We start from the raw sequence: 23,433 nt of genomic DNA on the forward strand, positions 1-23,433 counted from the left end.
ATTAAAGTTTCACTTTATTATAGAAGGAAGTGTACATATGAAAATTATGGACTATTACATTAGACTAAGGCTACATGCACAAGATCAACAACATATACGAAATAGCTTACAAGAATTAGCGGATGTTTTATATTGCAGTACGAAAAACGTAAAAATTTTATTAAAGAAAATGAGCGAGGAACAATTCATTAAGTGGACGCCGGGGCGTGGCCGCGGAAATAAAACAGAAATTGTATTTGTACATAATTTCCTAGAAGCAATTGAATCCTATACGGATGAACTGTTAGCGCAAGAAAAGTTAAAGGATGTTTTTCTTCTTTTAAAGGAACCCCTACCCCTTGCACTTCAAAAAAAGATAGAAAATAAACTACATCATCATTTTGGATACAAACCTTCAAATGATATGTATGACATATTGAAGATCCCTATATCAAGAAAGATATTACCATTGGATCCCGCTTTTACGGCTGTAACAACAGAGGGGCATCTTATTAACCAAATTTTTGATACATTAGTCATTTATAACGATATTACAGAAAAAATGGAACCACACATTGCACATACGTGGGAATTAAGCGAAGACGGGCTTACGTGGACGTTTCATTTACGAAAAGATATATATTTTCATAACGAAACTGTTCTAACTTCTAAAGATGTACAATTTTCATTTGAAAGATTGCAGCAAGCTCAATCTCCTTACGCATGGTTAACACAGGAAATTGTTCAAATTGAAACACCATCACCACTGCAAATACGATTTCATTTAGCAAAACCTAACGTTTTTTTCTTACGTTATGTGAGTTCCATGCAACTCGCAATTTTACCGCATGATGCAGTTATTCAAAATCATCACTACATAGGTACTGGACCTTTTAAACTTACTCATTACTCTGAAGATAATATCGTACTCGAAGCGTTCACCCATTATTTTAAAGAGCGTGCGTTATTAGACCGTATTGAATTTTGGGGTATTCCTGATCATTTGCAAATAGATGCTGATTATGAACTACCAAATGAAGAGGAAAATGAAAGGCATGATATACAAATAGAAGAAATAGGTTGTATTTATGCTAGCTTCAACTTTACAAAACCTGGTCCTCATCACGACATTCACTTTCGAAAAGCTTGGAGAGAACTATATGACGTTGAAACGATACTTCGTAACATAGAGGGCAGACGAACAATTGCTGCATCAAGCTTTTTTCCTGAAAGAAGCCGCCAAGTTCCTAACAGGTCCTACTCTTTAGAAAAAGCGAAAGATTATTTAAAAAAGAGCACCTATAATGGCGAAACGATACATATTTATTTCTTCGCATTTAAAGATAGTGCAAATGATGCACATTTCCTAAAAGAACGCTGCGAACAATTAGGAGTACACGTAGAACTTCACCCATTTCTCGTTTCAGATTATATGGATCGTTCTATTGATAAACATGCGGATATTATTTTCATGGGGGAAGTATTTGCTACCGATCATGAAATTGCATTTTTAAATGTATTTAAAAATAAAAGTTGCTTCGTAAATCGATTCATGGACCCACACTATGCAAAACAAATTAATTGTTTACTTGATACCTTTTTATTAGAAGACAATAAAGAAAAACGGTATAAGCTCATGTATGAGATTGAAGAGTTTTTACAAGCTGAAAACATCATTTTATTTAACTATCACGTTTTAAAAAGAAAAACATACCCTTCTTCTTTAAAAAACGTAACAATTGATTCATTCGGTTGGGCGAATTTTGCGAAGTTATGGATACAGCCATCCCCGCATTAAATACGGGGATGACTGTAATTATTGAATGACTTCTTCTAAATGGTTCTTCAAGTTCTCTAAATAATTCTCAACAGTAGGATTTTTCACCACATCATAACAAGCAAAACTCTTTAACGGACTCATGCCAAGAAACTTCTGCACACGATGTAAATGACTAAGTGCTGATTCTAAACTTTCTCCTTCAAAGAACTTCGTCTTATCTCCAAATGCTTTTTCAGGTGCGTTCCAAGTTGTAGAGAACATATACTGCTTCTCTTTTAATAAACCACCTGTTCCATATTCATCTGCACCTTTAAAGAACAAACCGTATTCATACACTTCATCCATATATGTTTTAAATAATCCCGGTACACTAAACCAGTAAATAGGTGTTTGATAAATTACAACATCAGCCCATAAAAACCTCTCTTGTTCGTCCTTAATACTATAGCCATCTTGAATCGTTGTTGTTTTCACATGATGATTCTCGCTTAATACAGTTACCATATAATCTACTAACGTTCTATTTAATCGTCCTTCTTTCGTACCATATTTTTCATGTCCATTTATAATCAATATATTTCCCATCACTTTTCTCTCCCCTATATGATCTACTCTTCAGCTATTAACCCAAGTTGTTGTTTCAGCGTAAGATTATCTTCTAAATGCCAATCTTCCGTTACCTTTCCGTCTTTCACATGCAAAATATCAATTGCAAAAAAATTGATTTTCTTATCATTATGAGTTCCTGTAAAAGAAAGACGAGCTGTTACTTTATCACCAACCACTAATAAATCTTCAATCTCGCAATGTATATTTGGAACTACTTTACGAAAGTTTTGCGCCGCAAGCTTTAATCCTTCAGTGCCTTGTGGTCGACCTTTCGGCAGTGTGTTATCGAAAAAATTTTCAGTAACCGTCTGCGGAATAAGCTCCTCTTTACCTGTATCCCAAAATGCATAAAAACGCTGAGCTGCATGCACGATTTCTGTCGCTTCCTTTTTACTTAATGAAGAATCAATTGTCATTGCTTTTGGCTTCGGCATTTCCTTTACTAACTGAATTTCAGTTTTTTGCTCACCACTACATGCTACAAGCACAATACAAATGACAAAAAAACTAAGAAACATAAACAACTTTTTCATACCTATGGAAATCACCTCCTTTTCATACAAACCCTTTGTATTTCTTATTGCTATTATATATGCACTAACTTCCCTTAAGGAAGTAGTGATATTTTTTTCATATAGTTACCAAAAGTATAGTTTTGTGATACTATAAAGCAAATTCATTCAAAAAATTTTTATGGAGGCTAGTTCCATGAACAATATAGATCCGGTTGTATTAACGAAAGGCTTACCTGGAATCCCATGTCCTATCGCTAAAACGCTTGACGTAATTAGTACAAAATGGACATTTTTAATTATTCGGGACCTTCTTATCGAAGGAACGTTACGATTTAGTGATTTACAAAAATCAATGGACGGGATTAGTCCGAAAACATTATCGCTTCGACTAAAAGAATTAGAAGCACAAGGGATTATAACGAGAAAAGTATATCCAGAAGTTCCGCCTCGTGTAGAGTACACATTAACGGATAAAGGAAAGCAATTAGAGGGGATATTTATTGAATTAAAGCGGTTTGGATTAAGTTTATAAATGAAAAGCCCCTTACCATAAAAATAGTAAGAGGCTTTTCGTTATTCACTACATTACTTCGCAAAACTTTGAGCTAGCTGTTTCTCTCTCCACATAAATGTAATGCCGAGACCAACGATTAAAACAACACCTGAAAATGCATATGGATAATTAATGTTTATATCAAATAATATTCCGCCCATCGCTGGTCCTGCGATATTTCCTAAACTCGTATACGTTGAGTTCATACCAGCAACGAATCCTTGCTCTTTTCCAGCTGCTTTTGATAAAAACGTCGTTAAAGCTGGACGAAGTAAATCAAATGCTAAGAAAATAAAACAAGTAACGAGAAGTACAATCCAATAATTAAAGACTACAGTTGAGACGAATGCTAATACAGCACCTACAATTAAACATATTTGAATTAATACTTTCTCACCGAACATGTCAACCAATTTGCCAAACATAAATACTTGCACAACTACCCCAAAGATGGAGCTAATCGTAATAATTGCAGCAATATCTTTCGGTGTAAAACCAAATTTATGATCAGAAAACAAACTAAAAACAGTTTCATATGCTGATAAACCGAATGCGAGTACAAATACAATAATAAATGCGATTGCATACATTGGATTTAATGATTTCTTTAAATCTCCGATAAAGCTTGATTCCTTCGTATTAGCAGAAATCTCTGCAAGCTCTTCTTTCGTTAACGGCTCTTTCAAAATAAATATAGAAATCACGCATGCGACAAAAGCAATCACTGCTGCCACAAAGAACGGCACACGTATACCGTATTCTGCAATAAACCCGCCGATTCCAGGCCCTATAATAAATCCGGTACTAATAGCCGCTGAAAGATATCCCATCGCCTTTGGACGTTCTTGAATAGAAGTAATATCAGCAACATATGCCGTAACACCCGGCATAATAAACGCGGCGCTAATTCCGCCTAACACCCTCGCTGCATAAAGCATCCACACATCTGTACCTAATCCAAAAAGAAGCTCTGAAACACCAAAAATAAATAATCCAATGATTATCATTTTCTTCCTACCGTAAATGTCGACCCAACGACCCGTAATAGGTGAAGTAATAAGCTGAGCCATTGCAAACACTGCAACGAGATAACCCATCGTCTTTCCTGTTAAATTCATATCGTTCATAAAGGATGGCATAACCGGAATGATTAATCCAATCCCTAAAAAAGCGATAAATATATTACTCAAAAGAATGATCAATACCATCTTTTGTTCTTTTATCGGTTTCTTCAATTTTTAACACCTCTTCCCGTAGTTCCTCTCAAAAATAATGCCCAAGAAGCTTTTTCTTTATCCTGCTATTTGTGGGCTCATACTGAGTAAAGATGTCCCCACTCATTAGAATTTCACTCTATCCTTCCACACATACATACACACAGGGTGAATGACTATCATTCAGTTTCCCGCAGAAATGAACCTACCTTTTCAGACAGGTTCATCTTACTACTTCTTTATATGTAGTGCATGTGTTAAAAAATCTAGTACTTCTGCCTTTTGTAGCTCGACTTGCTCATCATCTTTATGATCATATAAATAAACTTGTTCCGCTGCTGATTCAACAAGAGCGATAAATAACTTCGCTGTTCGCTCAGCGTGAACCGAATCACGAATTTCACCTGATTCTTTTGCCTCACTTAAAAAGTCACTTAGCCATATATAAAGAGGCTCATATACAGCTTCCCATTCTTTTATATGTTCAGTTGATGCAAGGCCCGCATACATTAATGCTTGTATTTCACGATATTCAGCTATAAAGGTAAATACTGCATCTATTACTTGCTCAACTTTACTTGAAAAAGGTGAATCGTTCTGTACTTTTTCTTTCACTGCAAGTATCATCTTCTCAACCATCACTTCTGCTATTGCAGGCATAACAGATAACTTAGAAGGAAAATATAAATAGAAAGTTCCTTGTGCAATGCCAGCCAATTTCACGATATCAGAAATCTTCGTTTTTTCAACGCCCTTTTCCTGAAACACTTCAATAGCTGCATAGACAATTTTTTCTTTTTTATTCATCATCTAAACCCTTTCACACGCGTATTGAATGACTGTCACTCATTTTATAAAATAACTAGCTGTACTGTCAATCATCGTGCACTTTTCATAATAAAAATCTCCCAACAAATCGTTAGGAGATTTAACTTTAATATCCTTTTCTTATGAAAGAGCCTTTAATCCCGTAACTCCACATACGATAAGAGCTACACTAATCAAACGTGCCTTACTTTTCGATTCACCAAACAGAAACATATTTAATAAAACAGCTCCTGCTGTTCCAATGCCAATCCAAACCGCATAAGCTACACTTACTTGTAAGAACAAGAAAGATGTGTATAAGAATGCAAAGGAAGTTGCAAATCCACCTATATAAATCGCTCCATTTGCTAACGTCTTATCTTTACTATACATTTTAAGGCCTATCACACCGACTATTTCACTAATTGCAGCACAAAGTACGAAAAACCAACCCATTTTTAAGCAGCTCCTTTCACAATTTCTTCCGCGGTTTCTTCTTTATTATCAGCCAGTTTTAAACCGATAACGCCCGCTACAACCATTACGATAAAGAATAGTTTTCCTACACTGAAACTGCCGCCGAAAAGGAATACATCCATTAGGAAAGTACCTACCGTACCAGCTCCGGCAAACACAGCATATACAGTCCCTGTTGCAAGATGTTCGCACGCTTTCGATAGGAAGTAAAAATCAACAGCGATAACTCCTACAATAATGCCCCAATGCCACCAAGTATGAGCTGTATTAAAACCAAACACCCAAAAAATTTCAAAGATACATGTTAATATGACATATAACCAAGCTTTATTTTTCATATCTCTCACCTTCTATTATCCACTGACTGACCGTCAGTCATTTTTAATTTAAAAAATATAATCTCACTCTAACTACTATTTAAAAAACCAATATCATCCTCATTTATCCTTATATTTGTTCCGTTATTAAGCTAACTACATATAAAAGTTGCTTATCTACACCCTTTCATAGAAAAAATGACTGAATGTCATTCATAAATATTCTACATGACCAATTGATAAAGTGTCAACACCCGGATTCTATTAACCAAAAAATATTTTAAATTTCTTAAATCCACATGTATATTTCTTAATAATCTGTCAATAATGGTAGTAACATAATATTTTCTCCATTCCCCCCTTGGAGATCCCTTTGAATCGAGCAGTTGCTTTTAGCTAACTGCTCTTTTTTAATTTATCTGCACATTATAATTAAATACTCATAGATAAATTCCAAAACAAAGACCTGTACTCCCTTTTCAACATGCAACAAAGAACGAAATATTTTGTACGCTATTTACTTTTCAACGAGTCTTTGTATGCAATAATTTTATTTTCGAGCATCTTCTCTGTAACTTCTAAATTTTCTCTTTGAATCTGAATAGATTTCCTATGATCTTCTAAGAGCTGTAAACGAGCTTCGGTTGTATGCTCCCCTTCTAAATATAATCTAGCATATTCTCTTATTTTCGCTATCGGCATTTGTGTTTGTTTTAATTTCATTACAAACTGCAACCACTTTATATGTGACTCTTCATACAATCTATTCCCATTTGCATCGCGATTTGCAATTAATATGTTCTCCTTTTCATAATAACGTAATGTATGTGTGCTCACTCCTAATAATTTAGCTACCTCGCTAATTGTGTACATAACCATTCTCCCTCCGCACGCCATTTACTCTCATATATTTTACTGCCTTATCCAAATTATAAAAAACATTTGACTTAGAGTATACTCTAACAAATACAATCTAACCATGATAAATTAATTTGAATTTAGGAGGCTTTTATATGAAATATACTGTTATTACTGGTGCTAGTTCAGGAATTGGCTATGAATCCGCTTTAGCCTTTGCATCTCGCGGAAAAAATTTAATACTTGTAGCTCGAAGACAAGAAGAATTAGACGGATTAAAATTAAAAATTAACGAAATGCATCCAGAGTTGGATGTTGTCATTCGAAGAACTGATTTATCCGTCACTGAAAATGTTTATAAACTTTATGAAAGCCTACAAACTTTTCAAATTGAAACGTGGATTAACAACGCAGGTTTTGGTAATTTCGCCTCAATTGCTGAACAAAATTTAAACAAGATAGAAACGATGTTGCATGTAAATATAGAAGCACTAACAATACTATCTTCCCTTTTCGTTCGAGATTATTCAATGACCGAAGGAACACAGCTTATTAACGTTTCATCAGGCGGTGGATACACGATTGTTGCCAATGCTGTTACGTATTGCGCTACGAAATTTTATGTAAGTGCATTTACAGAAGGACTATCTCACGAACTGAAAGAACAAGGTGCAAAATTACAAGCAAAAGTTTTAGCTCCTGGTGCAACTGAAACAGAATTTGCGAAACGTTCATTTAATATTGATGAATTCCAATACGATAATGTTGTACCAAAATTCCACACTGCAAAACAAATGGCACAATTTATGCTCGACCTTTATGATAGTGATAAAGTTGTAGGGCTTGTCGATGGTTCTACGTATAACTATGAACTTAGAGATCCACTTTATAATTTTGCCGTGAGACAAACGAATTCAAATTCTTAACAACATCTCATTTCTGATCAAAATATAGATACCCACTATTTCTTAAATAATAGTGGGCCTTTTTTCTCTCTAAAAATTTCACCCCACATACCGTATCATCGCCACCTCATCACAATAATCAACTTTTGGACAATGTCTACAATCAATCCACACTTTTTCTGGCAATGCTTCTCTATTCATAAAATCAAACCCGCACTTTTGAAAAAATTCTGTTTCATATGTTAAAGAAATTACCCTGTTCACTTTTATCTTCGCCGCCTCATTCATTACATGATTCACTAACTTACGCCCTATCCCTTTTCCTGCATATGTATGCGAAACTACTAACGATCGTACTTCTGCGATATCCTCTCCTAACACATGCAAACCAGCAACTCCAACGACTTCCTCCCCTTCTTTCATAACATATAAACATTGTAAATATTGATAGAGAGACAAAAGAGAACGCGGCAAAACAACTCCTTCTTTTGCATACATTTCAATGAGATTATAAATTTCTTTCACATCACTTGTAACCGCATTAAAGATTTTCATATTATATCCCCTTGCCCCCAGCATTAATATTTATAACAATGAATGAATTTTAATTCATAATTTTATATAATAATACATCTCTCTTTTCTCTCCGTCAATCACTTTTCTGAATTTTATATATAAAAAAAACCAAGCAACTTAATTGATGCTCGGTTCCTCATTTCGTATCGGCAATACCGTCGAATATTTAATTTCACGAAGTGCTAAACTCGTTTGTATCCTTGTAATACCAAGCTTATTCAGCTTTCTAATAAAATGCTCCAGTTCCTTACGATCACGATTTGCAACCTTCAATAAATAATCATACTCTCCTGTTAAACAATGACATTCTAACACTTCTGGCATAGATTCTAATTCTCGTTCTAACACTTCAAGCTTTTCATACTGATGAATATTCGTACTCATAAAAATGAAACATAATAAATCAAATCCAAGCTTTTCTTGATTTAAAATTGCTACTTGCTTATCAATAAAACCTTCCCCATCTAACCTTTTTATTCGTGCATGCATCGCAGCTGGTGATAAATTAACGCGGCGTGCTAGTTCTGCATTACTTACTTGTGACTCCTTCTGCAATATATCTAAAATTTGTACATCTAAATCATCTAACACTTTAATAACAGATGACTCCATCAAAATTCCCCCTTTTTTCTTACCGACGATTATTCGAAGAAACATCTCATAACTTATATAAAACTGAATGTTTTTCTGTAAATAAGATTTCTAACGAAACATTTTATCGAGTTTTTACCATTATACAAAAGAATATATTAGATAATAAAGAAAAATGCTAAAATTATTTACAGTTCATTCTTATTTCAACAAAGGGGTTTTTAGTATGCCTTATTTTTACGTCTTTTTACTATTATTAACAAGCTTATTATGGGGAGGAAATTTCGTCGTTGGGAAATCACTCGTCGATCATGCATCTCCGATGACACTGACAAGTTTAAGATGGCTAATTGCGATCATTTGTTTATTACCAATGGTATGGTTTAAAGAGAAGAAAATCATTCCACCACGCTCTGCAATACTTCCGTTAATACTTATGGGAATTTCAGGAGTCGTTCTTTTTAACATTTTTCAATTTTTAGCACTAGAAAAAACATCCGCAACGAATGTAGGTCTTATTTCTACATTGAACGCTATTTCAATTGCATTATTTTCTGTGCTATTTCTAAAAGAAAAAGTAAATACACTTCAAATTCTTTCTATGATTCTTTCATTTTTCGGGGTTATGCTCGTCCTTTTAAAAGGAAATTTTGCTCTTTTATTTTCACTACATTTTAATAGCGGAGATTTATGGATGATTGCGGCTGTTTGTATTTGGGGAATCTATTCTGTTTGTAGTAAATGGGCTACAAAAACAACTACACCACTCATGGCAACATTATATTCTGGTATTTTCGGCGTTATTTTATTACTACCATTTAACATAGGAAGCTTCACTGTTTCCAATATCAACTCTTCCTTCATAACATCACTTTTATATACAGGACTCATTTCAACAGTACTTTGTATGGTGTTTTGGAATATTGGTGTACAGAAATTAGGCGCTGCTACATCGGGGATTTTTCTAAATTTCAATCCAATTTTCACAGCTATTTTAGCATTTATTTTCCTTGGAGAAGAATTAACATGGATTCAAATTTTCGGGACAATTATCGTCGTTACAGGGTGCTATTTATTCTCTCATTTTAAAACTGTTTCTCCTCAGACGACTAGAGCTTTAGTACGAAAGCATTCTTAATGAAAAAGCATCGCCACCAGAGTGGCGATGTTTTTATTTACCTTTCATTTCTTTCACATACTGTTTTTCTTCTTCTGGCGATAAACGTTCTGTTGCCTTTCCGGTATCACCACCTTGAATTTCCCACAAAAAGTTATGCTCCTCAACCGTCTGTGAAAAATCCCCTTTCTCCCAGCGCTCTAAAGTAGAAAGTAGCTTTGATTTATATTTAAAATTAGTACTGCTTTCTACTGCGTTCTTCGCACTACGAATTTCCTTATTTGTCATTTCAATAAATCCCCATTTTTCAGAGGATTTCACTTTTTGATGTACCATCCTATGCATTGTAGAAATAATTTCATCTTCACTAGCTTGTTGCTTTTCTTCCTTTGCTTTCTTCCCTTGTTGCCCCATTACATTTTGTGCTTTCAGACTCTTCTCCTCTTCTTCTATATAATTAAGAAGTTTCGTAACACCGAATACAGCTCCTATCGCAATTACAATCATTGTAATTGTCCCTATAATCCATTTTTTCATATTATGTATTCCCCATTCCCCTAATAATCACATAAACAAATGGAATCGCCTGCGCACAGCCGATTCCATTTGTTTCCTTATTTCATTTTAAACCTTCATCGCTTCTCGTACAATGTAACTGTCCACATATTGCTTAAATTTCACGATTTTTCCATTTTCAAGCTGCCATACATGAACAAATTCCGCCTCAAATGATTTTCCCGTCTCTTTATAAACTCCTGAGTAAACACCTTCAGCAATAATTACATCTTTTCCGCTTACTTCATGGTACGTATTTACACTCGCTTTATAATTATCCCACTCTGACCCTAAACGACTAAATACATTTTCCATTATAGCCTCTACACCTATATACGTTCCGCCGTACGGGAAACCTTCTGCCTCTGTCCATTCCACTTTTTCAGAAAATGCTTCTGCTAAATGTTTTGCATTCGAAGAAGCTGATCCTTCATACGTGCTTTGAATAATTTCTAAATTTGATTTAGGCATGGTACTTCCTCCCCCGTTTATTTATTCTTTACACAAGATGTAACAACTATAGTTACATCTTGTGTAAAAAAATATTCTAATTAATTTTATTCTTAACTTAGTTATTGTAACAGTTATAGTTACACCAACTCTTTAAGTCAACAATTTATAAATAAATTTACTTCGCTTTCATTACTTTCTCTTTTACGAAGCGATCTACATATCCTTCTGCTTTTACGACGAATAAATACGCACCCATTGCTAATAATGCAAGATCTAATTCATATCCCGGATTCTTTCCATCTCCTAATAAACCTGCTGCTCCATTTACCTTTACGATAGCTCCAGCTAAAATAAGAGCGAATAACAATCCTACATATCTTACGCCTAAACCGATAATTAATAATATACCACCTACTAATTCAACTGTCGCTACGCCATATGCAAGACCACCTGGTAAACCGATGCTTGTAAACCATCCTGCTACGTTATCTATACCTGATTGAAACTTTGCTAAACCGTGTGCAAAGAACGTAACTCCTAACACGATACGAATAATTAAATTCCCAATATATTGATTCATTTTGAACTCTCCTTTTTTGTTTTGTTATGGTGAACATTTATTCACAAGACAAAACAATACTGTATTTCTTTTCATTCGTCAAATGCTTTTTTTAAAGAAAACAAAAAACATTATCCGTTTTACGAATAATGTCTTTTATAAAATAGCGCTAATTCAAGCTTTTACTCTATCACACAGAAAAAGTTGAAACATTTTTCCAGCGCCAATATAAGGCAGTAAAGACACGTCCTCTTCCACAACCATTCCCACAACATTCACTTTCTCATCTACAGGTAAATCATGTATGGCAACTTGCATCTCCCCTGCATATCTACCGTACAATTCATTATCAATTGTAATACTGCCTTTCTTTCTTACAATTGTATGCATCGGCTGTAACACCACTCTATTTCCTTCCCTTGATTCTACAGAACGAATTACATCACGAGCCGGATCTAACCTATTTGTATGCACTTGCTCTACCACTTTTAATACTTCACTTGCATTTATAAATGACTCATATCGCACTGGAATAATCCCACCACTCGCACTCGAGATTTCTTGTACACTCTCTAGGCTCCCGCTTATATCTCCAATTAGCACTTTATCAACATCGCACTCTTGCACAAGCTCTAAATATGCTTCAAGCGGGCGCATATAGCGGTGCTTTTCTAAAGTTGGTAAACCTTCATATAACGGACCGCGTTTTTCACCATCTCCCGGAATAAACGCCATCGTTTTTATTCCGCACTCATGTAAATATTTATTTTGTTTTTGCAAGAATGATTTGGCTAGTCCTGTTTCTGGACGCGGATAAAAATTATGCCACGCTTCTACTCGATCTACTCGTATATTTTCCGCAAGTAACTCTTTCCAAAATGATTCTGTAATCGTACTCGCGTTTAACGCTACCTTCATCTTATGAGATACACGTGCGATTTCTTTTGGCGTAATACCGTAATCCATTCGTAAACCAGTAATGCCAAATTCTAATAACTCTTCCACATTTTCATACGTCATCCCTAAATGGTTTAACGATTTTGGAGAGACATCAACCATTAATTCCATTTCATTTTCGAGAGCTTGTTTCCCAAGTATTTGAATTAACTCCTTATACGTATTCGGATCATCTTCTGGAATGTGAAGAGATGTAAAAATAGATGAAAATCCGTTTTCTTTCGCTAGTTTTAACCATGCTTCTTGTTTCTCTACTCGCTCTTTTGAAAGATAAATTGAAACTCCTATCATATGAATCTCTCCTTCTATTAATATAAAAAAAAGAGAAAGGAATCCCTTTCTCTATATGTTTTCTGCCATTTCTTCTTTAAAGCCGAAGAAGTACGTAAAGATGAATCCGAACGTATATGCAACTACTAATCCAAGGAAATATAATAAATATTTATTATCAGCAATTAACGGAATTAATGATAATCCTGATACACCTATTCCGAGTGAAGCCGTTTTCATAACAGCTTGGAATGCACCACCGACAGCCGCTCCTAAACAAGCAGTAATAAACGGTTTCCCAAGTGGCAATGTAACCCCGTATAATAGCGGTTCGCCAATTCCTAAAAATCCTACTGGTAATCCACCTTTAATCACATTACGAAGGCGTTTATTTTTTGTTTTCACATAAATCGCAATTGCTGCTCCTACTTGCCCAGCGCCAGCCATTGCGAGTACTGGTAATAAAGGCGTTACGTGCGTTTGATTAATAAATTCCATATGAATCGGTGTTAAACCGTGATGTAATCCGACCATTACGAGAGGTAAAAATGTTCCGGCAAGCACAGCTCCAGCAAATGCCCCACCAACATTTAAAATTGCGTTAATACCGCTCGTAATACCATCAGATAAGAACCCCGCTGCTGGCTGAATCGCTAACATCGTTACTATACTTACAGCTAATACAGTAATAAGCGGTGTTACAATAATATCAACTGCATTCGGCACTGCTTTTCGTACTTTTTTCTCAACTACAACCATAAGCCATGCTGCAAAAATAACTGCAAATAATCCGCCCCGTCCGGGTACGAGCGCTTCACCAAATAATTTTACATTCGCCATCGCTGGGTTGAAAATTAAAATACCTGCAATTGCCCCAAGAACTGGTGTCCCGCCAAATTCTTTCGCTGTATTCCAACCGACTAAAATTCCTAAGAATGTAAAGATACCGCCGCCAATAAGTAGTAGCATTTGTAGCCATGTTGCATTCGGATCAGCACCTGCGTTTTTCGCAAAGTTAGCAACCCCATTTATAATTCCTGACGCAACAAGCCCCGGAATTAACGGAATGAAAATACTTCCTATTTTTCTTAAAAAGTTTTTCATTGGTGTATTGTTTTTCTTCTTAATCCCTGACTTTATCTCCCGGCCGATATCTTCAAGGTGATGATCTGCCACTTCACCAATTCGTAATCCTGTTAAAACTTCCATTTCAGCTGCTACTTTATTTACTGTCCCTGGTCCAACAACAACTTGAAGCGTCTCATCTTCAATAACGCCCATAACGCCTTCAACCTTTTTCAAAAGGTCCATGTTCACTTTACTTTCATCATGAAGCGTTAATCGCAGCCTCGTCATACAATGAGCAATGCCACGAATATTTTTTACTCCCCCAAGTTGCTCCGTAATCTCACTTGCCATTCTCACTTCTTTCTTCATAACAGATTTCCCCTCCCTATATGTTATAGTGCCTTCTTCACAAATCCTTTCGCTTCTTTTAATTTCTCCAGTGCTTCCCCATACTCACACTGTAGCAATACCATAACAATCGCAGCTTTCACATTACGATCTGCTTTCTCATAACACTCTGTAGCTACTTCATAACTAGCGCCTGTCGCTTCAACAATAATTCGTTTTGAGCGTTCTACCAATTTTTCATTTGTAGATTGAACATCTACCATTAAGTTTTTATATACTTTCCCTACACCAATCATAGACGCTGTAGAAATCATATTGAGTACTAATTTTTGCGCTGTGCCAGCCTTCAACCGTGTTGAGCCTGTTAATATTTCTGCGCCTGTTTCCACTTCCACATTTAGTTTTGCATATTTACTTATTTCAGCATTTTTATTACAAGAGATACTAGCTGTACTCGCTCCCACGCTGCCTGCGTACTTCAAGCCGCCAATTACATAAGGAGTTCTGCCACTTGCTGCAATTCCGATAACTGTATCTTTCTCATTTAATCCAATACTTTTTAAATCTTCTTCTGCTAACTCTTCACGATCTTCGGCACCTTCCACTGCCTTGGTAAACGCTTTCAATCCACCTGCTATAAATCCTTGCACCATTTTATCATCTGTTCCAAATGTCGGTGGACATTCAACCGCATCTAAAATGCCTAAACGGCCACTCGTACCAGCCCCAATATAAATTAAACGGCCTTCTTCTTCAAAAGACTTAGTAACAATTTGTACAACCTTTTCAATTTCTTCTATTTCATTTTCAACTGCTAACGCAACAGTTCGATCTTCTTCATTCATACTTTGTAACACTTCTTTTATACTCATCTCATCTAGATTCATCGTTTTCTCATTACGGTGTTCTGTCGATAAATTCTCTAACATATTGCCACCCTCTTCGAAATTATATTTCACACTTTTATTATAACTTTAAGAAACTAAAAATCAATAACTATTTCTTATTTTATGAAATAAAATTTCACAACATGACATATTTGTGTCAAAGATAATAAAAAAGATGAGTCTCCCCATCTTTTCTTCTACTTCAATTTCCGTAACCGTAATGCTTCTTCTCTCGTCTCCATAAATTGATCTAATACTTTATTACCAATTCGATTGAAAGTAATCACATATAAAGCATCAATCATATTCAGTTGCGTCATTCTCGAAGCAATACTCGCAATGCGATGGTCTTGCTCTACATCTGGCATACAAAGGCGAATATCTGCCGCTTTATATAAAGGAGATGATTGATCTAGCTTTGTAATCGCAATAACTGTAGCTCCTCGTTTCTTCGCATATTGCGCCATTTCGAGCACATCTTTCGTCCGCCCAGAAGTTGAAATCGCCACAAATATATCTCCCTCTTTTAAATTCGTGACGAGTGGCAACATCATATGAAAATCAGATAGCATCATCGCTGTAAATCCGAGCCGCGTAAATTTATACGCTCCGTCCATCGCCGGAGTAGCTGATCCGCCTACTCCATAAAATATAATTTTATCTGCATTTACAATAAGATCTGCAGCTTTCTCAAGTTCCTTTTTATCTATCGCAGTAACGCTCGCCTCAATTGCAGCTTTATTCACATATGTAACTTTATTAAACAAGTCGTACGGTCCATCTTCCGTATTCATCACTGAAAAATCATTAATATTATAATCAGCAATCGTTAATTCACGAACGAGCGCGATTTTAAATGATTTAAAGCTCCCAATCCCAATCGACTTACAAAAGCGAACAACACTTGCCTCACTTGCGCCTGCATTCGTTGACACTTCTTTCGTCGTTAAGTTCGGAACAATCTCTGCATTCTCCATTATGTACATGGCAACCTTCTTTTCGGCTGGTGAAAATTGATCCATATTACTTTCAATTTTAAATAGTAATGTTGAAGCTTTCACTATTTAACCTCCACTTCTTATGGTTGCTTTCACTTATTTTCTCTTGCTTCAAAAAGATAAAAACCATCATCGCCAGGAGGATGGTGAACAATTACAGTTCGATCCCCTTTTTTATATGACGTTATTTCACCTTCAGATCGCTGTTTTTCCCATCCATGTATCCAAATTGCAAAGTCAGGTACAAAAGCAGTGTACTTATAGTCTTTCGGGTTTTCGTCTTCTACATAGGAAGAAAAAATAGAAACTGGAAAATCTTTCACTTTTGATTCTTTCCATGCGGTAAATGGCATACATAGTGCAATAAGTATGATTACACCGATAACCTTCCCCTTCGTAATCCTCACACTTCCCACTCCTTGTCATATCACATACATAGATTTTATCATAATTACAATCCATTCATGCTACATGACCACTGCATTTTGTAATAAAAAAGAGCTTATCTACGTCAGATAAGCTCTTTCCCTCTATACAAAATACTTCTTTAAAAGTGGCGGCGTAATAATTGTCGTCAATATAACAACAATGACAATCGCTGTGAAATTTTCTTTCGCTAACAAATTCGCCGCAAGTCCATTTGCTGCAATGATAAGCGCTACTTCCCCGCGCGACACCATTCCCGCACCAATACTAATAGAAGATTGTAAGTTAAACCCTGTTAATCTTGCTCCTAAACCTGATCCGATTAACTTTGTGAAAATTGCGATGAGCGTCATAATTATAATGAACCAAAGTTGGCTTCCGATACCTTGAAATGTAATTTCCATTCCAATACTTACGAAGAAAACCGGTACGAATATCGCGTAAGCAATCGGTTCAATTCTATGTTCCACTTCATGCTTATACTCTGTTTGCGAAATCGCAATTCCTGCTGCAAATGCCCCAATAATACCTGCGATTCCCATCATTTCACTGTAATACGAAAAAGAGAAACAAATAATAAGTGCAGCACTAATTAACGCTTCTGTTACGCGAAGTGGTACGAGCATTTTCATAATCCACGGAACAACTTTCCAAGAGATGAAAACAATACTTACAAAAAAGATGATTTTCTTTGCAATGACTAGCGTTACATTTACATCTTGTGTACCTAAAAAACTCATCACAAATGCTAATAAAATAACGACAATTACATCATCAAATACAGCTGCACCTAAAATCGTCGTACTTTCTCGCGTATTCATTTTCCCTAAATCTCTTAGTGTTTGAACAGAAATACTAACCGAAGTGGCACAAAGTAATAATCCTAAAAAGATTGCATGCGACTGTAACATTCCAAACGCAAGTCCTGCTAAATACCCACCAAGGAATGGGAAAATAATTCCTCCCATCGCTACTGCGAATGCAGATTTTAAATTCCGATTTAACTCTTCTAAATCTGTCTCAAGTCCCGCCATAAACATAAGTAGCAAAACACCAATTTCGCTAAGCTCATCAATAAGTTCTGAACTATTAATAATACCTAGCAAAGCCGGACCGATAATAATACCAACGATTAATTTACCGAGTACAGAAGGCTGGCCGAGCCTAACGCTAATATCACCAGCTAATTTCGTACAAAGTAAAATGACGACAAGTTCAAAATAAAATAACATAGCATCTTCTCCTACTATATGAAGTAAATCTTTTTGTTCCTACATCTATTTCTGCACATAGTTTCTCCTTAAAACCAGCATTTTATTTGTTAAAGTTTTATTCGACGTAATATTCAGAATTCAAATGAAATCAATCTAGAAATTTCAAAAAAACTACATGCCATAACTGTATCTTCATTCACTTACATACTCTTTTCCAATGGGTTCACACTATTCGGTTCCCTTCTTAGTCATTTAGCTACTGAAAAAACAAATGATGAGAAAAAGAAGCATAACAAAATAGCTCGCCTATAATAAAGGCGAGCTATTTTCATGTTCTATTATGTTTTTTCGTTAACGTTTGTAAAATGATAAATATACCGATGCAAGTGAGTACATAACCTGCAACTTTTGCATACTTATCTCCCCTTACTTCGTCTCTTTCTTTTTCTTTCTCCACGCGTTTACACTATCAAAGAAAAAGTTAATAAATAGCGTTCCTAACCCCGCTAATAAAAACGTCATTAAAAATAGAACCCATATACTTTTCTCTTTTAAGAAATAATATCCTACAAGGAGCACAACCGCGATCCATACATATTCAAGAATTCTTTTTAGCTTTTTCTCTTCCAAATTATTCGCTCCGATACGATAAACTTAACTAAATCTATACAATTCAATCAAATTTACACAAGTTAGTGCTTCATCGTGTTCTCGCAGCCCCAAAGGGACGAGGGGTATAACACTCCACACGAGGCAGTATCGTTACCTCCTATTATCAAGCATTTATTTTACCCATCTTGATAAATTTATCGACGCATTTACATCCCTATCGTGATGGCTATTGCATGAAGCACAACACCACTCACGTATTTTTAAACTCCACTGTCCTTCTGGTTGAACTGAATGGTCGTATTTAACTCCGCAACATGAACAAATCTTGCTTGAGGCGAACCATTTATCAGCTTTTACATACTCAATGCCATACTTCTCGCACTTGTATGACAAACATTGAAAGAAGAAGTTTAATTTTTGAAATGAAAATGCTTTCGATAATTTTTTGTTTTTTAACAGGTTTGAGATAAATAAGTCTTCCACAACAATTCTCATTGGTTTGGTTTTCACCAATTTAGCTGTTGCTTGGTGGATATGGTTATTTCGGATATTCGTAATTTTCCTAGATAACCGCAGGTGCTCAGTTTTAGCTTTTTCATATCCGGCAGATTGAATTTTTACACCTTTTTTAAATCTCCTAGACATATCTCTTTGAGCTGACTTTTTCCTTTTCAAAAGTTTTTTAACCTTGGCATCTTCTTTGTTTATATTTCGTTCTTTCGTACCATTAGAAGCTACAAAAAGCTCTTTTAAACCAACATCCACACCAATCGACTCATTGGTTAGTTCTTGTGGTTCGAATTCTTTTTTGAACCCTACACTAATCCACCAGTGACGACCATCAAATGTAACTCTTGGATTGGATGTTTTTTTGTTTCTTGGTAGTTGTTGGCTTGTTTTCACTTCTCCAATGGACTGAATATGAACTACTTTCTTTCCTATAACCAGTCTTTCATAATTGGCATAAAATCCTTGGATTAAATCTTTTTTGGATTTATAAGAAGTGTGATAACCATTTTGGTACTTTTCGAACGAATTTTTTCGCGCCTTGTCAAAATCTTTTGAAGCCTGTTTGGGAACTTGTGCGTTGATATTTTTTAACCACTCATATTGCTTTCGCTTCTTGATCTTTGTAAATCGTTTCTGTAAAGCTAACTGTGAAACAGATTTTCCAAATAGCTTATAGTATCTATCACTCATTCTTTTACAATAGTTATAAGCAAATCTTGCAGCTCCAGCATGGTTTCTAAGCACTTTTTCTTGTTCAGGCGTTGGAATCAGTCTGACTTTCTTCGCTAATATCATCAGAATTTAACTTCTTTAATGAAAGATTTGTTCTTCTGAATAGTAGCGTGTTCCACCAGCATTCTCCTGAGACTACCAGGATACAAACCTGTTAATTCCGATACTTGACTAACTCGTGAAAATTTCATTATTATTCTCACCTCATTGAACCAAACATAGCACGTACGTTCGATAAATTCAATGAAGTTTGATAGATTCAATAAAATTTATCTTGTTCAACTAAGGGCGCAATTCCTTAGCCAGTTCTCTTATGAACTTCTCATGTTTTCACATGAGCGCAGACTATATGTTTATCTACTAGAGATAGAGGATTTTTCCACCACCATAGGCTTGTGGTGTACTCTCGTCAGTTATACGAGATAGTCGTTGAACGTTCATCTTATCCATTTTGACTTAGATGATTCGAGGCGGAAGACCCATTGTTCTAGTGTTTAGGATTTAACCTTGCACGATCTGATTGATTTTTTCTGCTTTCGCGACATTCACGCTCGCTATTTCTAGCCACGCTGTAGTTCAATCAGCTTTAGGGATTGCCCGCATTTAACCCTCACTACTAGCCAATCACTTGACTAACAGGGCTTACTGATATATTTAATTAACTTTAGTTATAGTTGGTTAAATAAATCGTAACAGTTAATTACCCTTTTTCTATGCTACTTTTAGTATAACAAAAAAGAAGCCTATCATGATAAGCTTCTTTTTCTTATACCTTATTTGTTGATGCTTTTTTCAACAAGTGAAATAGCGTGCTCTAGCGTACGATTCATTGATTCCACATACTCATCTTTTACATTTTTATCTTTTAACACAGCTTCTGCAACTGTGATTTTTTGACTTAATGATTTAACAGAACCGTCTGTTACATTTCCATCTTGCGCTTTCTTTACTAAAGCTTTTGCAAACTCAACATTCACTTTTAATTTTTCTTTCGGTGTTTTTGGCTGCTCTTCTGCTACCTTTGATTGTACAAATGTTTGGTTTGCTGTTTTTAATTCATTATACGTTTGAACAATTTGTTCTCCTGTACTTGCTATATTCTCAAACACTTTCTTTGCATTGTCATAACTTCTTTGTAATTCGTTAAAAGCTGCTTGTGAATACTGACCTGGTTTTTCACCAAATTCATAAGTACCAGCTAACACTTCTTTCACTTTTCCACTCTCTTCATATAACGCATTTACTTGCTCTAATTTTGTACGATTAGAAAACTCGTTATATGCTGCTAATACTTCTGAAGAGCTCAACGCTTTACTATATAATTTTGCAAGTGCAATTTGTCCATTTAACGGAATACCACCATTTCCGTTACTATCTGGGTCTGCACCAAGTGCAAATGGCACGTTCGGGTGATATACTTTCCCTTGAGCTGGTTGACTATTTACTTTTTTACCATCTACATAAATTGCTACTTCACTACCGTTATACGTTCCTGTTAAATGATACGTTTTGTTTGCTGCTAATTGAACGCCTACACGTTTATAACTGCCACCAATATGAGCCCATAGTTCTACATATCCATTTCCTGTAGATTCAAAACCAATTCCGCCACTCTCTGTATTTTGTAAAATTCCTTGTCCACGAATTTCATTCATCGAAAATACAGTTTCTAACGTAAACGTATTCGCTACTTTTTCTTTTTGTGCTGCTGAAAATGGAAGGTACCCAAATGTATTTGCTTTTCCATTTAATTTCATTACATTTGTTTTCAGAGCTTTATCATATTCAATAAATACATTCCCTTTCACATCACCTTTCGTCCCAAACGGTGAGTTATCTTTAAATGTACCATCTAAGAAATTCACATCAAAAACGTCTGCCTTTGGTACTTTCACATTCGGATCAATATTATCTTTTTTCGTTGTGATTTCTGCAGTTAATGGTTGCTCACTTTCATTGCCAAACGAATCAATTGCAACCACTTCAAGTGTATATGATTTCCCGCCATCTAATCCAGCAAGCGTAAATGTAAGTTCTTTTGGCACTGGATCACGATAAAATTCAGAGAACGCTAATAGCTTATTTTTAATCTCACCTGTTTGTTTATCCTTTGCTTGCAAGCGATAAGAATGAACAAGAAGGTTGTCCAATGCTTGCGGGAATGTTACTGTTGCCGCATTTTCCGTTACATTTGATACAGCAAGCTTTGCATCCTTCGCAAAGTATGGCTTTTCTTTATCACGATCTTCTACATAGTTGAATCCTTCTTTTTTCGTTGGTAATTTAATTTTCCAAGGCTCACCTGTCCAAGAGTTTGTATGGAAATCACGGCGATTAATCGTTACCTCTTTGTCATCTACCTCTACTAATAAACCTTGGCTTAATGTACTAGCTCCTGGCGGGATATTCCCTTGTACTTTACCACCTTCAACTTCCATATAGCTTACAGAAGATGTTCCAACAGACGTAAAGTCTTTTTGATGAATCGATCTTGGATCATCTAACGGATAATGTGAATGACCTGAAAACGTAATTACTTGTGGGAATTCTTTTAATACCGCATTAATTTTTGCACTATCTTTCGTTCCCCATTCTTGGCTACCGTACACTGTATCTTTAATATGTTGATGTAAAAACACAAAAATCGGTTTTTCTGGATCATCTTTTTGTGCCTTTGCCATTTCTTCTTTTAACCAATTAATTTGCTTGTCCGAATAATAGCCATGCGTTGTTCCATCCTCTGGTGACATTACGATAAAGTGATACCCTTTTACTACATTATGATAATAAATCGATTCCATTCCTGTCTTTTCTAAGAAACGCTTCTGTGCTCCCTCTACAGATAAGCCGTTCCAATAATCATGATTACCTAGAGAATTCATTCGTACCGCATCTTTATTTGCATTTTCGTTATACACTTGCATAAAACGATCATATTGCTTTACTGAACCCGAATCAGTAAAATCACCTACAATGACAAACGCATCTTGCTTTGGTGCAAGCGTATTAAATTGCTCAATCGCTCTTTTCCAGCGGAACGTATCATCTGTTCCACTATCTTTAATATGCACATCACTTACAACTGGAAAAACAAGCTTCTTCTCACTTGGTGCCTTTTCTTGCTTTTTCTCTTCCGCTTTAACCGACGCACTCCACGGAAATGACACGAATGCTAATACAAAAACCATCAATAATCCAATAAGTCCTTTTACTTTTCTTAAAGCAGTTCTTTCCACGTAAATCCTCCTCATATAATAAACTATTTACAATGGTTATTGTATCGAATGCATATTAACTTAGTTTGAATTAAGAATGAAATTTATTTAAGTTTTGTAAATATACAGTCAATTTTGTGTAACATCCCACATTACTTGTATTATCTTATACAACCACCTTTTGTCTTACAGAATTTATGATGCGGGAAAGCCCACGAACCTATATGGTCTGTTGTGGGAGTGGTGATGGCACACCGCAATCTTGCACGTCAGCGATACCAGAAATGGACTTCGCCTTTGGTAGCTAGAATCCCACTGACGTTAGTCAGCT

General features: G+C 35.6%; 26 protein-coding genes. 4 read left to right on the forward strand and 22 right to left on the reverse strand.

Translation table 11 applies throughout. The features are described 5' to 3' along the window. Positions 1–37 precede the first annotated feature (37 nt). Positions 38–1,777, forward strand: a complete 1,740-nt coding sequence (locus I6L50_RS00235) for an SgrR family transcriptional regulator (protein WP_219299899.1) — start codon at positions 38–40, stop codon at positions 1,775–1,777. 18 nt (positions 1,778–1,795) lie between these two features. Here the strand turns inward: I6L50_RS00235 and I6L50_RS00240 are convergent, their stop codons facing one another. Beyond that, positions 1,796–2,344, reverse strand: coding sequence for an NAD(P)H-dependent oxidoreductase (locus I6L50_RS00240; protein ID WP_219299901.1), 549 nt, complete (start codon positions 2,342–2,344; stop codon positions 1,796–1,798). 23 nt (positions 2,345–2,367) lie between these two features. Next, entirely contained in the window at positions 2,368–2,907 is a 540-nt protein-coding gene (locus tag I6L50_RS00245; protein ID WP_219301276.1) for an ester cyclase, read from the reverse strand. Positions 2,908–3,076: 169 nt separating this feature from the next. Between I6L50_RS00245 and I6L50_RS00250 the strand changes: the two genes are divergently transcribed. Further along, complete coding sequence (locus tag I6L50_RS00250) at positions 3,077–3,415, forward strand: winged helix-turn-helix transcriptional regulator (protein ID WP_001059473.1); 339 nt, start codon at positions 3,077–3,079, stop codon at positions 3,413–3,415. 53 nt (positions 3,416–3,468) lie between these two features. Here I6L50_RS00250 and I6L50_RS00255 read toward each other — a convergent pair whose 3' ends face one another. The 5 genes from I6L50_RS00255 to I6L50_RS00275 form a co-directional block, all read right to left on the reverse strand. After that, positions 3,469–4,671: an MFS transporter gene (locus tag I6L50_RS00255; protein WP_002125479.1), complete on the reverse strand. Its 1,203-nt coding sequence runs from the start codon at positions 4,669–4,671 to the stop codon at positions 3,469–3,471. Positions 4,672–4,881: 210 nt separating this feature from the next. Next, a complete protein-coding gene (locus I6L50_RS00260) occupies positions 4,882–5,460 on the reverse strand; it encodes a TetR/AcrR family transcriptional regulator (protein ID WP_002063960.1) in 579 nt (192 codons plus the stop codon). A gap of 138 nt (positions 5,461–5,598) precedes the next feature. Then, positions 5,599–5,913 (reverse strand): DMT family transporter, encoded by a 315-nt coding sequence (locus I6L50_RS00265; RefSeq protein ID WP_219299903.1) that lies wholly within the window; start codon positions 5,911–5,913, stop codon positions 5,599–5,601. Positions 5,914–5,915: 2 nt separating this feature from the next. Further along, entirely contained in the window at positions 5,916–6,272 is a 357-nt protein-coding gene (locus I6L50_RS00270) for a DMT family transporter (protein WP_000790620.1), read from the reverse strand. 492 nt (positions 6,273–6,764) lie between these two features. Next, a complete protein-coding gene (locus I6L50_RS00275) occupies positions 6,765–7,124 on the reverse strand; it encodes a MerR family transcriptional regulator (RefSeq protein ID WP_002188427.1) in 360 nt (119 codons plus the stop codon). Positions 7,125–7,264: 140 nt separating this feature from the next. Here I6L50_RS00275 and I6L50_RS00280 point away from each other — a divergent pair, with 140 nt between their 5' ends. Next, entirely contained in the window at positions 7,265–8,035 is a 771-nt protein-coding gene (locus tag I6L50_RS00280; protein ID WP_219299905.1) for an SDR family NAD(P)-dependent oxidoreductase, read from the forward strand. A 78-nt stretch (positions 8,036–8,113) separates the two neighbouring features. On the opposite strand, the gene I6L50_RS00285 is transcribed toward I6L50_RS00280, so the two are convergent. Continuing rightward, positions 8,114–8,569 carry an N-acetyltransferase gene (locus tag I6L50_RS00285; protein ID WP_219299907.1) on the reverse strand — a complete coding sequence of 152 codons (456 nt, stop codon included), beginning with the start codon at positions 8,567–8,569 and terminating at the stop codon, positions 8,114–8,116. Positions 8,570–8,707: 138 nt separating this feature from the next. After that, positions 8,708–9,202 carry an Lrp/AsnC family transcriptional regulator gene (locus I6L50_RS00290; RefSeq protein WP_219299909.1) on the reverse strand — a complete coding sequence of 165 codons (495 nt, stop codon included), beginning with the start codon at positions 9,200–9,202 and terminating at the stop codon, positions 8,708–8,710. 205 nt (positions 9,203–9,407) lie between these two features. Here I6L50_RS00290 and I6L50_RS00295 point away from each other — a divergent pair, with 205 nt between their 5' ends. After that, entirely contained in the window at positions 9,408–10,319 is a 912-nt protein-coding gene (locus I6L50_RS00295) for a DMT family transporter (RefSeq protein ID WP_219299911.1), read from the forward strand. Between the two features lie 33 nt (positions 10,320–10,352). Here the strand turns inward: I6L50_RS00295 and I6L50_RS00300 are convergent, their stop codons facing one another. The 13 genes from I6L50_RS00300 to I6L50_RS00355 form a co-directional block, all read right to left on the reverse strand. Beyond that, complete coding sequence (locus tag I6L50_RS00300; protein ID WP_219299913.1) at positions 10,353–10,835, reverse strand: PRK06770 family protein; 483 nt, start codon at positions 10,833–10,835, stop codon at positions 10,353–10,355. 87 nt (positions 10,836–10,922) lie between these two features. After that, complete coding sequence (locus I6L50_RS00305; RefSeq protein WP_219299915.1) at positions 10,923–11,324, reverse strand: nuclear transport factor 2 family protein; 402 nt, start codon at positions 11,322–11,324, stop codon at positions 10,923–10,925. A 157-nt stretch (positions 11,325–11,481) separates the two neighbouring features. Then, on the reverse strand, positions 11,482–11,886 hold the full coding sequence (locus I6L50_RS00310; RefSeq protein WP_001077749.1) for a DoxX family protein: 405 nt from the start codon (positions 11,884–11,886) through the stop codon (positions 11,482–11,484). A 153-nt stretch (positions 11,887–12,039) separates the two neighbouring features. Next, positions 12,040–13,113, reverse strand: coding sequence for a DUF871 domain-containing protein (locus tag I6L50_RS00315; protein WP_219299916.1), 1,074 nt, complete (start codon positions 13,111–13,113; stop codon positions 12,040–12,042). A gap of 51 nt (positions 13,114–13,164) precedes the next feature. Further along, positions 13,165–14,529, reverse strand: a complete 1,365-nt coding sequence (locus tag I6L50_RS00320) for a PTS transporter subunit EIIC (RefSeq protein WP_219299918.1) — start codon at positions 14,527–14,529, stop codon at positions 13,165–13,167. 23 nt (positions 14,530–14,552) lie between these two features. Next, positions 14,553–15,437: an N-acetylmuramic acid 6-phosphate etherase gene (murQ, locus tag I6L50_RS00325; RefSeq protein WP_113936723.1), complete on the reverse strand. Its 885-nt coding sequence runs from the start codon at positions 15,435–15,437 to the stop codon at positions 14,553–14,555. A gap of 155 nt (positions 15,438–15,592) precedes the next feature. Further along, complete coding sequence (locus I6L50_RS00330) at positions 15,593–16,456, reverse strand: MurR/RpiR family transcriptional regulator (protein ID WP_219299920.1); 864 nt, start codon at positions 16,454–16,456, stop codon at positions 15,593–15,595. A 29-nt stretch (positions 16,457–16,485) separates the two neighbouring features. Continuing rightward, on the reverse strand, positions 16,486–16,800 hold the full coding sequence (locus I6L50_RS00335; protein ID WP_113936724.1) for an outer surface protein: 315 nt from the start codon (positions 16,798–16,800) through the stop codon (positions 16,486–16,488). A gap of 123 nt (positions 16,801–16,923) precedes the next feature. Beyond that, positions 16,924–18,051: a cation:proton antiporter gene (locus tag I6L50_RS00340; protein ID WP_219299922.1), complete on the reverse strand. Its 1,128-nt coding sequence runs from the start codon at positions 18,049–18,051 to the stop codon at positions 16,924–16,926. Positions 18,052–18,459: 408 nt separating this feature from the next. Beyond that, positions 18,460–18,663: a hypothetical protein gene (locus I6L50_RS00345; RefSeq protein ID WP_061674975.1), complete on the reverse strand. Its 204-nt coding sequence runs from the start codon at positions 18,661–18,663 to the stop codon at positions 18,460–18,462. A gap of 153 nt (positions 18,664–18,816) precedes the next feature. Continuing rightward, entirely contained in the window at positions 18,817–19,950 is a 1,134-nt protein-coding gene (locus I6L50_RS00350) for an RNA-guided endonuclease InsQ/TnpB family protein (RefSeq protein WP_219299923.1), read from the reverse strand. Continuing rightward, positions 19,950–20,078, reverse strand: a complete 129-nt coding sequence (locus I6L50_RS34665) for a hypothetical protein (protein WP_257475345.1) — start codon at positions 20,076–20,078, stop codon at positions 19,950–19,952. Before I6L50_RS34665 ends, I6L50_RS00350 begins: the two co-directional genes overlap by 1 nt. Positions 20,079–20,660: 582 nt before the next feature. Continuing rightward, entirely contained in the window at positions 20,661–23,123 is a 2,463-nt protein-coding gene (locus tag I6L50_RS00355) for a LamG-like jellyroll fold domain-containing protein (RefSeq protein ID WP_219299924.1), read from the reverse strand. Between the last annotated feature and the right edge of the window lie 310 nt (positions 23,124–23,433).

The sequence above is a fragment of the Bacillus sp. FDAARGOS_1420 genome (genome assembly GCF_019344915.1).
In the GTDB taxonomy this organism is placed as follows: Bacteria; Bacillota; Bacilli; order Bacillales; family Bacillaceae_G; genus Bacillus_A; species Bacillus_A mycoides.

What these genes read in the sequence shown, in the direction of transcription:
- I6L50_RS00235 (WP_219299899.1), top strand. Translation starts at nt 38, where the DNA reads ATGAAAATTATGGACTATTACATTAGACTAAGGCTACATGCACAAGAT.
- I6L50_RS00240 (WP_219299901.1), bottom strand. Translation starts at nt 2,344, where the DNA reads ATGGGAAATATATTGATTATAAATGGACATGAAAAATATGGTACGAAA.
- I6L50_RS00250 (WP_001059473.1), top strand. Translation starts at nt 3,077, where the DNA reads ATGAACAATATAGATCCGGTTGTATTAACGAAAGGCTTACCTGGAATC.
- I6L50_RS00260 (WP_002063960.1), bottom strand. Translation starts at nt 5,460, where the DNA reads ATGATGAATAAAAAAGAAAAAATTGTCTATGCAGCTATTGAAGTGTTT.
- I6L50_RS00265 (WP_219299903.1), bottom strand. Translation starts at nt 5,913, where the DNA reads ATGGGTTGGTTTTTCGTACTTTGTGCTGCAATTAGTGAAATAGTCGGT.
- I6L50_RS00270 (WP_000790620.1), bottom strand. Translation starts at nt 6,272, where the DNA reads ATGAAAAATAAAGCTTGGTTATATGTCATATTAACATGTATCTTTGAA.
- I6L50_RS00275 (WP_002188427.1), bottom strand. Translation starts at nt 7,124, where the DNA reads ATGTACACAATTAGCGAGGTAGCTAAATTATTAGGAGTGAGCACACAT.
- I6L50_RS00280 (WP_219299905.1), top strand. Translation starts at nt 7,265, where the DNA reads ATGAAATATACTGTTATTACTGGTGCTAGTTCAGGAATTGGCTATGAA.
- I6L50_RS00285 (WP_219299907.1), bottom strand. Translation starts at nt 8,569, where the DNA reads ATGAAAATCTTTAATGCGGTTACAAGTGATGTGAAAGAAATTTATAAT.
- I6L50_RS00290 (WP_219299909.1), bottom strand. Translation starts at nt 9,202, where the DNA reads ATGGAGTCATCTGTTATTAAAGTGTTAGATGATTTAGATGTACAAATT.
- I6L50_RS00295 (WP_219299911.1), top strand. Translation starts at nt 9,408, where the DNA reads ATGCCTTATTTTTACGTCTTTTTACTATTATTAACAAGCTTATTATGG.
- I6L50_RS00300 (WP_219299913.1), bottom strand. Translation starts at nt 10,835, where the DNA reads ATGAAAAAATGGATTATAGGGACAATTACAATGATTGTAATTGCGATA.
- I6L50_RS00305 (WP_219299915.1), bottom strand. Translation starts at nt 11,324, where the DNA reads ATGCCTAAATCAAATTTAGAAATTATTCAAAGCACGTATGAAGGATCA.
- I6L50_RS00310 (WP_001077749.1), bottom strand. Translation starts at nt 11,886, where the DNA reads ATGAATCAATATATTGGGAATTTAATTATTCGTATCGTGTTAGGAGTT.
- I6L50_RS00315 (WP_219299916.1), bottom strand. Translation starts at nt 13,113, where the DNA reads ATGATAGGAGTTTCAATTTATCTTTCAAAAGAGCGAGTAGAGAAACAA.
- I6L50_RS00320 (WP_219299918.1), bottom strand. Translation starts at nt 14,529, where the DNA reads ATGAAGAAAGAAGTGAGAATGGCAAGTGAGATTACGGAGCAACTTGGG.
- murQ (WP_113936723.1), bottom strand. Translation starts at nt 15,437, where the DNA reads ATGTTAGAGAATTTATCGACAGAACACCGTAATGAGAAAACGATGAAT.
- I6L50_RS00340 (WP_219299922.1), bottom strand. Translation starts at nt 18,051, where the DNA reads ATGTTATTTTATTTTGAACTTGTCGTCATTTTACTTTGTACGAAATTA.
- I6L50_RS00350 (WP_219299923.1), bottom strand. Translation starts at nt 19,950, where the DNA reads ATGATATTAGCGAAGAAAGTCAGACTGATTCCAACGCCTGAACAAGAA.
- I6L50_RS34665 (WP_257475345.1), bottom strand. Translation starts at nt 20,078, where the DNA reads ATGAAATTTTCACGAGTTAGTCAAGTATCGGAATTAACAGGTTTGTAT.